This window comes from Streptomyces phaeofaciens (genome assembly GCF_014648915.1).
In the GTDB taxonomy this organism is placed as follows: Bacteria; Actinomycetota; Actinomycetes; order Streptomycetales; family Streptomycetaceae; genus Streptomyces; species Streptomyces phaeofaciens.
In genome coordinates this window covers 26,164-37,474 of record NZ_BMSA01000052.1, presented here as the reverse complement: position 1 = coordinate 37,474, position 11,311 = coordinate 26,164, and the positions used below count along the sequence as shown (strand labels likewise).

General features: G+C 73.9%; 6 protein-coding genes and 1 pseudogene. 4 read left to right on the top strand and 3 right to left on the bottom strand.

Translation table 11 applies throughout. The annotated features are described in order from the left end of the window. Positions 1-592 precede the first annotated feature (592 nt). Complete coding sequence (mobF, locus tag IE275_RS43520; protein ID WP_189718244.1) at positions 593-4,804, bottom strand: MobF family relaxase; 4,212 nt, start codon at positions 4,802-4,804, stop codon at positions 593-595. A 353-nt stretch (positions 4,805-5,157) separates the two neighbouring features. Between mobF and IE275_RS43515 the strand changes: the two genes are divergently transcribed. Continuing rightward, positions 5,158-5,760 (top strand): hypothetical protein, encoded by a 603-nt coding sequence (locus IE275_RS43515; RefSeq protein WP_189718243.1) that lies wholly within the window; start codon positions 5,158-5,160, stop codon positions 5,758-5,760. A gap of 255 nt (positions 5,761-6,015) precedes the next feature. Here IE275_RS43515 and IE275_RS43510 read toward each other — a convergent pair whose 3' ends face one another. Continuing rightward, complete coding sequence (locus tag IE275_RS43510) at positions 6,016-6,648, bottom strand: hypothetical protein (RefSeq protein WP_189718242.1); 633 nt, start codon at positions 6,646-6,648, stop codon at positions 6,016-6,018. Positions 6,649-6,895: 247 nt separating this feature from the next. Here IE275_RS43510 and IE275_RS43505 point away from each other — a divergent pair, with 247 nt between their 5' ends. The 3 genes and pseudogenes from IE275_RS43505 to IE275_RS43495 form a co-directional block, all read left to right on the top strand. After that, a complete protein-coding gene (locus IE275_RS43505; RefSeq protein WP_189718241.1) occupies positions 6,896-7,339 on the top strand; it encodes a hypothetical protein in 444 nt (147 codons plus the stop codon). Positions 7,340-7,374: 35 nt separating this feature from the next. Next, complete coding sequence (locus tag IE275_RS43500) at positions 7,375-7,581, top strand: hypothetical protein (protein WP_189718248.1); 207 nt, start codon at positions 7,375-7,377, stop codon at positions 7,579-7,581. Beyond that, positions 7,578-7,796 (top strand): annotated as a pseudogene (locus IE275_RS43495) (ATP-binding protein); the annotation flags it as partial. The gene IE275_RS43500 and the pseudogene IE275_RS43495, both read left to right, overlap by 4 nt. Before the next feature lie 916 nt (positions 7,797-8,712). Here the strand turns inward: IE275_RS43495 and IE275_RS43490 are convergent. Next, on the bottom strand, positions 8,713-10,026 hold the full coding sequence (locus tag IE275_RS43490; protein ID WP_189718240.1) for a DUF932 domain-containing protein: 1,314 nt from the start codon (positions 10,024-10,026) through the stop codon (positions 8,713-8,715). Between the last annotated feature and the right edge of the window lie 1,285 nt (positions 10,027-11,311).

The following is an 11,311-nucleotide window of genomic DNA, read 5'->3' as shown; positions in this document are numbered from 1 at the left end:
GACGTCAATCGCCAAGGCCGTCCTCACCCTGGAGTTGCAACGCTGAAGAAGCTCACAGATCGGCGACGCGCTCGGCATCTCCAAGCAATCAGCATGGGAGCGGTACAGAAAGACCCATCCGGAACGGGCACCGGAGCAGCGGGCTCCATTGGCGTCGGAGCGGCAGGCCCCGCAACCGTGATCGTTCTCATCAGTCCACGGCCCTATTGACCTTACCGAGGCCGGGCACGGCCCACGCACTGTACGAGCGGGCGGCCCCGGCCGGCACCGCGCGCGAACGCTCGCTCCGCTTGCGTTGAACGCCAAAACGCTCGGGCGGCGCGTGCGGTGTGCCCTGGCCGCCGAGAGGTTCTCCCAGCCCCGGCAGTCCGCCCCCCGGGGGCAGCTGGGGACCTGGCCGCCGAACCACCCCCAGAGGCCGTGACCAGGCGACGGCCAGGCCGGTGGGTACCCGGTGGAGCCCGGATGTCCCGGGCAGCACCGGTACCGGAGGCGCCCCAGGGGGCGGACAGGTCCGACGTCGTGCTGGACGGCGCCGTCGGGCCAATTCTCCTGCGGCTGTTTTTTGCAGAGCCTGCGGGGTGGTGGCGGTTCACCGGGCGGGCCGTCCCGGCGTGGCCGGGCCGGTGGGCTGCTGTGCGGGTGGGGTGGTGGCGGTCAGGGCGGTGAGTTCGGTGCGCAGGTGCCGCCAGGTGGGAGTGTCGGCCGGGTCGTCGGGCGGTGGCCCGAGCAGGTGTCCGGCAAGATCGGGGCGGTGCTGGTGCCAGGCGGCGAGGCGGGTGTAGAGGGCGCACCAGCGGGCCTGGTGGGCGCTGTCGCCGGGGCGTGGCGGGGGCAGCTGTCCCATCCAGGCGGCGGGCGGCGGGGTGCCGTCGAGCGCGGTCTGCCAGGCGGTGGCGGCAGTGGGCCAGTCGGCGGCGGTGTCGTGGACGCCGGGGTGGGTGAGGGTGCGGATGCGGGTGGTGAGGTCGCTGTAGGCGGGCACGTCGTGGCCGCTGGTGGGGCGGGGCAGCGGGCCGGTGCCGTGGGTGTCGGGCAGGGAGGCGGTGCGGCTTCGCCAGGTCTCGACGAGCGCGGCGGTGGTCTGCCAGGCGTGGCGCTGCCACGTTTGCGGGGGAGGGACGGGGCCGAGCGCGGTGGCCCAGGGCGGTGGCTGCTGGGCCAGCTGCAGGCCCCGGGCGGCCAGCAGTTGGCCCAGGACGCGTCGGCGTTCGGTGAGGTGGCCGCGCCAGTCTGCGGGGGTGTCCGGATCGTGTGCGAGGCGGGTGTCGGCAATCCAGTCGGGGACCGGGCCGTGGTGGCGGGCGGGGTGGGGGGCGTGGTCGGGCAGGCGCACGCGCAGGTCGCGCTCGGTGTTGATGAGTTCGATGAAGCGGCTGGTGCGGGCGCGGGCGCGGGTGTTGCGGTAGCGCTCCTTGGGATCGCGGGCGCGGCGCTGGAGGTGGGCGCGGTGGGTGAGGGCGAGGGCGGTCAGGCGGGCGAGCTGGGTGTCGCTGTAGGCGGCCAGCGGCCGGTCGGGGTCAGGGCGCGCGGTGGTGGCGACGAGCCGGTGGATGCGGTCGGCCAGGACGGTGGCGGTGTCGTCGTCGCTGCTGTCGTCGACCGGTTCGGTGCCGATCCGGGCCAGAGTGCGGCGGGCGCTGTGGCCGGCCAGCTCGGCGGCGGTAAGGGCGGCCAGCAGCCTGGGCCAGCCTTCGTCGGTGTAGGTGTGTGCGGCGAGGGCGGGCAGGATCTCGTGCAGCAGTGCCTGGGCACGGGCGGCGGCGGCGCGGGCGGCGGTGTCGGCGTACTGGGCGGCGTGGACGGTGGGGCTGGTGGTCTCGTCCTGCAGGTCGCGCAGAAGCTGGTGGGCGGAGGTCGCGGCGCGGCGGGCGTGGGCGATCCGGTGCAGGGCGCCGGCCTCGTCGGCCGCCGGATCGCCGGTGGGTTCGCTGATGCCGAGGTAGAGCTTGTTGGTGCGCCGTCCGCGGGTGAGCTGGACGTAGACGCTTTCGCGGGAGGAGGAGGCGGTGGCGTAGGCGTGGGCGGTGTCGACTGTGATGCCCTGTGCCCGGTGGACGGTGGCCGCGTATCCGAGCTCGATGTGGGCGGCGGTGTAGTCGGCGGGCAGGGTGATCGTGGCGTGATGGGCGGTGTTCTTCACCGTCAGGGAGCCGTCCGGGTGGACGGCCAGCACCCGCCAGGCATCGCCGTTCTTCACGAAGTCCCGGCCCTTCAAGACCGGCAGGGCGCGGTTGTTGCGGCGGGTGACGACGGTGTCGCCGGCGTGGGCGCGGGTGCCGTCGCGCAGCCGGCGGTGGGTGGTGACGTCGAGCAGTCGGCGGGCGGCGGCGGCCGTCTGGGCGCGGGCGTTGAGTTCGCGCACGGTGGCCGCGTCGGGGGCCGTCATGATGCTGCTCAGCCCGGCGGCGGCATCCGCGCTCCACGCGGCGTAGACCGCATCGAGCATGGCGGCGGGGTCCCCGGAGCGGATACGCCGGTGGTGGCGGTGGAAGGTGAAGGCGTCGGCCGGGTCTCCGTCGCGCAGCACGAGGGTGGCCGCGCCTTCGCCCAGGGTGGTGAAGCGGTGCAGTGCGTCCAGGCGCACCGTGTCGGGGTGGCGGTCGAGCAGGCGCGGCACGCCTCCTGCGTCGACGGCGGACAGCTGCAGCGGATCGCCCAGGAGCCGGACGTGGGCGCCTGTGGCCCGGGCCTGGGTCAGGATCCGCTGGAGGTTGAGGGTGCCGCCCATGCCCATCTCGTCGACGACGATCACGTCGCCGCGGGCGAGGGGGAACCGTTCGCCGGCCAGGCCTTGGGCGTGCTGGTCGCGGTGGTGCAGCCAGGTGTGCAGGGTAGTGGCGGGCGTACCGAGGTCATCGGCGAGGGCCTGGGCGGCGCGGGAGGAAGGAGCCAGGGCGACCAGGCGGCGCCCGGAGGCGGCCAGGGCGTCGGCCACCAGCTTCATCGCGGAGGTCTTGCCGGATCCGGCCGGGCCGATGCCGCACAGCAGCAGTCTGTCGCCGCATGCGAAGGTGCGGGCGAGGGCCACCTGGGCGGCGCCCAGGTGCGGATGGTGGCGGGCTGCACGCGCGAAGTCGGCCTCCTCGGCGGCGGGAATGACCAGGGTGTCGGCGGCTGACAGGAGGTCGTCCTCGCCGGCCATGAGCCGTCGGGTGGTGTAGGCCGGGTCCTCGGCGCGCAGGAAGACGCTGCTGCCGTCGGGGCGCTGCTGCTCGGGGTGCAGGTCGGCCAGAGAGGGCGGGCGCAGGTCGACGACCGGGTCATCGAGGGTGGGGTCGATCAGTGCGCGGGCGGTGATGCGCTCGGTCGCCTCGGCCACAGACAGATCCCGGGGCAGGAGGCTACGGGCGAGGCGGTAGCCGAGTTGGCGCAGCACCTCGGCGCGCACGTGCTGGGCGGCGAACACGCTGCGGCGTTCGGCGACTTCGGCCAGCGCGGCGATGGCGACCTCCCGTTCGAAGGTGTCCGGATCGGTCTCCTGCGGGGCCGGTCCGGCGTCGGCGGCGGCCTGCCGCACGGCGTCCAGCAAGGCCAGGGTGAGGGCCTGGTCGGGGCGTGCACCGATGTCGCCGAGGGCCGCGCGGGCGGCGGTGAACCAGATCTTCTGCAGGGTGCGCAGCGGCCGCGCGGGCGCGGGTTCGGGCCGGTTGGTGACCGCGGCCTGCTGCGCGAACGCGTACCAGACCGTCGGGGGCGGGGTGCGCCGGTGGCGGGCGTAGTAGTCGGCGGCCAGGCGTTCCAGCTCGGCCCGCACCATCGTGCCGCGGGTGGAGAACGCGTCGATGAGTTCGTCGGGCAGGCCCGCGATCTCCAGGACCGGCCGCCGGCCGGCAGCCGTGATCCGCTCGCGGACCGCGAGCCCCAGGCGCTCGGACACCAGCCGCATGACCGTGGTGTTGTAGAGCTCGCTGATGGACACTGCGTGCGCGAGCAGCGGCCGCGCGTCGATCGTGCGCCACTTCCCGTCCGGGCCCTGGACCCGGTTGGCCACGATGAGGTGATCGTGCAGATGAGGGTCGCCCGGATCCCCGCGCGCGGTGTAGTGCCGCCACCGGGCGGCGACCAGGCCGGAGGTCACCTGCTCCTGGGCGATGCTGCCCCTGCGGGAGGCCCGGGTGGCCAGCACATGGTCCTCGATCCAGGCCAGGGCCGTCTCGAGCGCCTCGGTATGCGCCGCGTCGATGACCTCGCGTGTCTCCTCCCCTCCCAGGATCCGCAGGGCCTGCAGCGAACCTTGGGGGGCGGCCACGAGGCTCCAGCCCAGGCAGGGCTGGCGCACCGGCTGGGTGTGCATCCGCAGATACCCCTCGAGCTCCTCCGCCGAGGCCGGGCCGCGGTGGAACTCTGCGCGGAAGTACTGGGCCGCGACATGCCGGCGGATCGCCCGGCGCCGGGCGTCGGGGAGCGGACCTGCGCTGCGCGCGGTGGCCTGCGCGAGGGCCTCCTCGGTGCGCTGCAGCAGCGGGTCGGTAGCGGTCGGGTCGCTGAACCTGGAGTAGGCGGCGCCGAGTTTCCCGGCCCGCCAGGCCTTCTTCTCGCTGTCCCCGGCTGCGATCCGGTCGGCGGCTATCTCAGCCGCCCGCGGATGCCGGCCGAGACCGAACAGGGATTCCGCCTGGGCCCGCAGCACCTCCTGCCCAGCCACGTGGAGGACCTCGGCGGCACGTCCCCTCCACACCCCTGGCGGGGCGTCGGCGTGCAGGGAGCCGTCGGCGGCAGGCAAAGACTCCGCGCGGACCGTCTGCGCGAGCAGATACCGGTACCCCGCGGCCGCCGTCAGCTTGCGGATCTCCACTGCCACGGCATCGACGCTACGAGGCGGTCCGAGTTGCAAGAGATGTCATGCCGTTGCCCCCTCTCCTTCCTCTGTCTGCCTCTCACCACCCGGTGACCTGCACAGACGTCAGCAGCAGGGAGCAGCGGGGTGGGGAGGTTGTCCGGGAGAGCGGTGGCGGGGGCTCTTCCTTCCTCCCGCCGGGCGGGCAGAAAACATGGTCGTGGCCCGTGGGGTGGGAGCGCGGGCAGCTGGGCGGGGGTGAGTGCTTCGATCGGGCGGGGGTGCCGGGTGAGGCTGCCTGTGCGGGTTCCCGGCGGGGGCGGCAGGGTGCCGCCCGGGCGCAGGCCACGGTTCCGGGGCCCGGTTGGGGAGTGGAGATGGCGAGGAAGCCGAAGGTGAAGGCGTCGGCTGCGGCGAACGTGGTGGCGGCGCGGGAGCGGGCGCAGCAGTTGGCGCTGGCGCCGATGGCGCGGCAGCGGCGGCTGGTGGAGCGGGCGGCTGAGTTCTTTTTGGCGGTCGAGGGTCAGGATCTGGCGCGGGAGGAGGGGGAGCGGGAGATCCGGGCGGTGCGTGAGCGGGTGGTGGGGCAGGTGGAGGCGGCGCGGGTGGAGGCTGGGGTGGCGGTGGTGGCGATGCTGGGTGAGGACGAGCCGGTGGGGGCGGTGGCGCAGCGGCTGGGGCTGCGGCGGGCGGATGTGCTGGAGTTGCGGCGGCTGGTGCGGGCGCAGGAGCCGGGGCGTGAAGCGGTACGGGAGCCGGGCACGCCTGGCGTGCGGGGTGGGGTGGCGCGGCCGGCCGCGGGCCCGGGGGCCGGGTCGGGCGCCGGGGCGGCGGGTGCCTCGGACGCTGGGGGTGGGGCCGCGGGCGCGACGCGGCCGGCCGCTTCCGGTGGCGCGGGCAGGGCGCGCCCGGCCGCGGCTTCGGCAAGCAGGGACGGGAGCGCGCCGGACATGCGGGGGCGGGGGGCCGGCGCGGTGTAGGGGGGTTGCGTGGCGGCGGGATACGGAAGCCGTGTCCCTGCGCGTCGTGGGGAGGGGCGCGGGTGCGCGGTGTGGGGAATGCCGGAAAGTGTGCCCCTGCGTGTCCCTGCGCGTCGTGGGGAGGGGCGCGGGTGCGCGGTGTGGGGAATGCCGGAAAGTGTGCCCCTGTGTGCCCCTGGACGTCGCTGGGCGGGAGGTGGGTTACGGGTGTGCGGAATGCCGGAAGGTGTGCCCCTGGGTGTCCCTGGGCGGCGGTCAGCGCATGCCGTGGGCGGGGCCGTCCTGCTGGGGCTGCTGGGGGTGGTGGCCCTGGGCGGGGTGGCTGGGCGCGGCAGGCTGGGACGTGGTGGGGGCTTGTGGGTGGGGGGTCATCCAGGGTGCGGCGGTGCGTTGGCCGGAGGTCTGGGGGGCGGCCGGCCGGGGCGTGTACTGGGGCTGCGGCTGGACGGGGGTCTGCGGGAGGGGTGCCGCGGGCTGGAGGTACTGCTGCTGGGGAGTTGCGGGGTACTGCTGGATTGGCGGGGCGGGCGCGGCATAGGGAGCGAGGGCCGGGGCGGGGGTGGTGTAGGGAGGGAGGGCCGGGGCGGGGGTGGTGTAGGGAGCGAGGGCGGGGGTGGGGGTGTGCCAGACGTCGACGGGGTGGTCTCCCGGGAGGTGGTGGGAGAAGCCGGAGTTGGCGATCTCGTACTGCGGGGTGCCGTCGCGGGTGGGGATCTGGGAGACGCGGTTGATGCCGGTGAGCCAGTGCGTCGGGGGCGTTGCGCGGCCGGATCGGGCGTCGTGCGGTTCGGTGAAGCGGATGAGGGCGACGGTGTCGAGGATGGTGGCGAGTTCGGCGGCGGTGGTGCTGGTGTCGGCGGGCCGCTGGGGCTGCGGTGCGGTGGTCACGGGCGTTTTTTCCCCTCCCCCGGGGTGCGGGTGGTCGGTGCCGGAGGTGACGGTACCTGCGGGGCGGGAGGTGTAGGGGGGCGCGTCCCGTGGGACGGGAAGGGAGTGTGTGCGGGGAGGTGAAGAGGCCCCGGCGTGTGGTGTGCCGGGGCCCGCAGGACGGGCCTGCGGGGCGGGTCAGTGGCGGACGGGCCGGGGGCGCGGCGGTGCGGGGTCGCGGGGGTGGGGAGGAGATCGGCGGGGAACCGTGTTCCGCGGCGCGGGTGACCTGCTGCTGCGCGAAGGCAGGTTGTTCAGCCCGGCCCCGCTCCCTGATGGCGCCGAGCGCCTGCACCCGGGCTTCTGCTTCACCAACAGCAGCCAGCTCGCCGACGAGCATCCTGAACTGCGACTGACGTACTGCGAGGGGTTCGGGACCGCGCCGGTCGGCGCCGGCCAGGCGCTGCACACCCCGCACGCCTGGGCAGTCACCCCCGAGGGCCTGGCGCTGGACGCCACGTGGCCGACCGAGCCCGGCACCGCCTTCCTTGGCCTTCCGTTCGCTGACCCGAGCACGTGGCCTCACCCGCTCCTGGGCAGGAGCCTCCTCCAAGAACCGCCCTTCCTTGTCGTCGTGCTCCGGTCCGGCCTCCCCGACGGCCTGCTCGCTGACCTTGGACGCCCCGTTCCGCGCCAGGCAAGCCCCGTCTGAGTGCGCTCTCGCGGGTGGTTTGACCGCTGAGTCCAGTGTTCTCCGGCACGTTCTTCGTCCCCCTGAAGGGCATCCTCGTCGCCGGCACCGAGACTGACCCCGAGCCGGAGACAGGCGGCGCCGGAGCCGCCGCCTTCCTGCACGGCCCGGCCCGCCTGTTCGCTACCGACACGACGACCGGCGCGAACGACGCCGAACTCGACGACCGGGCCCACGACGAAGCGCGGGAGGACGCCCGATGAACCCGACGAGCAACGCTCTGCGCGCGTCCCTCAAGGCCCTGCGACTGCCGGGCATGCTGGAGACCCTGGACGCCAGGCTCGTCCAGGCCCACGGCGGGCAGCTCGGACACCTCGACTTCCTGCAGGTGCTGTGTCAGGACGAGATCACCCGACGTGAGACCGTCGCCTTCCAGCGCCGGCTCCAGCGCGCGAAGTTCGAGCAGCAGGTCACCCTGGTGGCTCTGTTCACGTCGTAGAGCAGCGTTTCGACAGCAGCTCTGAAGACACCCGCCCGCGCCCGATGTTCACGAGAACGGGAGGCACCGCAGTGGCGGCCAGCAGGTCGCCGGCGACCGCGCCACCGCGGTCCGGGCAAAAGCGCTGGCTACGGGCGGAGGCCACACCGGCCGCAGCGCCGTTGCCGACCCCGGGCGGGTGCCTCCCGTTCCCGGGTTCTGGCTCAACTTCTGTGGTGCCGAGACACCTGTGCCGGCGCCCGACTCCGAGCAAGCCACTGACCTGCGGATTCGCTCGGTCGCCGGCCGAGCTGCGCCGGGCAACCGCGCAGCTCCACCCAAGTTGTGCCAGAACCCGAAGTCGTGAACAAAGCCAGCTCCAGATCTCCACCACGGGCGTGCCCCCGCCAGTTGCAGCGCAGCGCGCTCGTCCGCAGCCGGCACACGGGCGATCAGTTCCCCGGAAAAGTCCACCCGCTCCACGCCCAGCTCGGCCAGCCGCCCGTAGCAGCCCCCTGGCCGGTGTCCGCCTCGGTGATCGCCAGCTGCCGCACCGGGCCGGACGGGAAGCACGGCACCGCCGGCTTCGGGCGGGAGGGCGTGCGGGTGTCCGGCGTTCCAGGCGGGCAGGACAGGGGCGAACTCGGCAGTGGGAACGGTGTGCGGGTCGGCGGCGAGGGCTGCGGACGGGGCGGCGGCAAAGACGGCCGGCTGCTCCGTCCGGGCGCGGGCGACGACGTCGGCGGGAAAGACCGCGACGGGCCGGTTGCGCAGGACGATGGTGCACGGCTCGTCGTCCTGGGCTGGGGCCAGGCCCGCAGAGCGCCAGCCGGGTGTGGGCCGCGCCTTGCCGGGCGGGCCGGGGGGTGGGGTGCGGGCCGCGCCCTGCCGGGCAGGGCGCGGCCGCTGGTGCGGGTCAGGCCCGGATGAGCTGGAGGAGCTGCCGGTGGGCCTTGGTCTTGGTGTCGTCGTCGGTTCCTTCGAGGGCGGCCGCGGCGCGGGCGATCTCCTCGGTCATCGTCCGGCCGGGGCGTCGGGGGGCGATGTGGTCGAGGTAGCCGGTGACGGCGCGCTCTGCTGCGTAGGCGGTGCGGCCGACCTTCTCGGTCTCGGTGCGGAACACCTCCTCGAGGGCGCTGAGCCGGGTGGCGTGGTTGGTCCGGGTCCGCTTGGAGGCGTCGTCGTCAAGGGGCCACAGGCCGGCGACGACCCGGTGGAAGTCGGCGACGGCGATGTCGGTGCGGGCGAGCGCGGTCTCTTCGTCGGCGAACCGCTCGAAGTACTTCACGGACAGGCCGAGCGTGCGGCGGGCCTCCTTGATCTGGCTGGTCGCTCCAGCGGTGTGGCGTATGGCCCAGCGGGTCACGGCGTCGCGGACGGCGAAGCGCTCGGTGTTGGCGCAGACCGGCCGCCAGGGGGTGACCACGCACTGGAACTGGCCGTTGCCGCAGTGGTCGTTCATCACGGCGATGTACGGGACGATCCGGTCGTTGATGCCGTCGGCGTCGACGGTGACGGACTGCGGCAGGCGGATGGAGACGAACACCCGGCGTCCGCCCCGGATGACCCCGGCGGACTCCCACACGACGTCGAAGCGGCCCACCAGTTCCTGCAGGAACTCAAAACCCTGCCGGTTCTGGATCGGCCGGTACCGGCGGCCGACGGCACCGAGCGGCGCGCCGGTGTCCTCACGGACGGTGTGGAACTGCTCGGGATGCTCGCGCAGTTCGCCGCCCCACCGGTAGAGGGCGGGCACGGTGGCGACGGTGAAGCCGAGGCCGCCCGCATCCAGCACGGTGTCGATGTCCGTGGTGCCGCCGGGGATGATCTGGCCCAGCCCGTGCCAGGCGGGCGACGACGCGTACAGGGCCAGGGTGCTGCCGGCGCGTACGTCGAGACCGTGGTTCGCGACGACCGCGTCGATCCGGCCCCGGACATCACGGGAGACGGTGAAGACCTCACCCCTGTCCCAGCCGGTGAGGACCTCATACCGGTCGTCCCCGACCAGGCGGACCTCACCCCGCTCGATACGCCCCTGGAACTCTTCCTCACGCCGGCGAACTCCCCCGATCTGCCGGGCCTTTTCCCCGGCGAACACGCGGTTCACATCCAACGCCGCGTCCCCCGCTCCCGCCGCGCCCTGCACCGGCCGGACCGTACGGGTCGCCGCTCCCGCGGCGGGAGCATCCTGCGCCCGCGCCGCGCCCACCGCTTCCACACCGAACTCCATCTTCCCTGCCTCCGTCTCCCCGGGCCGGACCACCCGGCCACACCTGCAAACTATGCAACCAGCAGACACCATTCAATGAACGGGGACAGAACCCCACCGACAACGACCAGCGGAGGCAGGACCCCACCGACAACGAACAGCGGGAGCAGAACCCGACCGACACTGAACAGGGGGCAGTACCCGACCGACACTGAACGGAGGGCCAGGACCCCGCCGGTGCGACGCAGCCGAGCACGCCGGACGGAACGCAGCGCAGGACACAGGGTGCAGAAACCGGGGTGCAGGGCGCGGGGTGCAGGGCACGGGATCCGGCCGGTGCGACGCAGCCGAGCACGCCGGACGGAGTAGGCCGCAGAGACCGTTGGAGCGGGGTGCAGGGCGCGGGGCGCGGGATCCGGCCGACGCGACACAGCCGAGCAGGCCGGAGGGGCGGAGTGCAGGGAGCGGGGCGCAGCAGGGGGCGGGGGGCAGCAGGGGGATGAGTGCAGCAGGGGCGGCCTTCACCGGGTGCGGTGAGAGCCGGGCACCACGGCACAGACAAGATCTCGGTGCCGCTGCCGAACCGGCAGCCGGCCGCCCGCCCCCCTGGCCTCCGCTGCCCTCCTCCTGCCGGCCGCGCCTGCGGCACCAGCCCTCCACCGGCCCGACGGCCGAACAGCCGCCGGCACCGAAACAGCCCCGGTGCTCGCACGGAGAGCCGACCTTCTCCCGGTAGAGAGCGGTGCCGGTCGAAACCATCCCCGCTCACGCAGGGAGCAGGTGAGCAGGTTCTTGGTGAATGTCCCCTCCGTCTCCCGCAGGGACCATCCCCGCAGGTGCAGGAAGCAGTTCAGGCGGCCCAGGTTCCTGTAGTAGACGGCAGGACCATCCCCGCGGGTCGAGGAGCAGGGCTCTCTCTGGGAGCTGGAGGCTGCAGCCCAGGGACCATCCCCGCAGGTGCGGGGAGCAGCGGCAGCAGGGTAACGCCGACTCCCCCGACCCGGGGCCATCCCCGCTCACGCGGGGAGCAGCGGTCGTACCCCTTGAACATCCCCACTCGCACGGGGAGCAGATGGCCCTGCCTCGGACGTCGCACAGGTAGCCCGGACCATCCCCGCTCGCCCGGGAAGCAGGCGACCACCACCGCGTCGTCGGTCGTCCACTCGGAAACATCCCGATCGCGCGGGGAGCAGTCGGCCACGCGCCAGAATCCCGCGTGGGCCTTGGGATCATCCCCGCGGGTGCGGGGAGCAGGTGGCGTGGGCTGCGGTAATGGCCGCGCAGTGGGGACCATCCCCGCCCGCGC

What these genes read in the sequence shown, in the direction of transcription:
- IE275_RS43515 (WP_189718243.1), top strand. Translation starts at nt 5,158, where the DNA reads ATGGCGAGGAAGCCGAAGGTGAAGGCGTCGGCTGCGGCGAACGTGGTG.
- IE275_RS43490 (WP_189718240.1), bottom strand. Translation starts at nt 10,026, where the DNA reads ATGGAGTTCGGTGTGGAAGCGGTGGGCGCGGCGCGGGCGCAGGATGCT.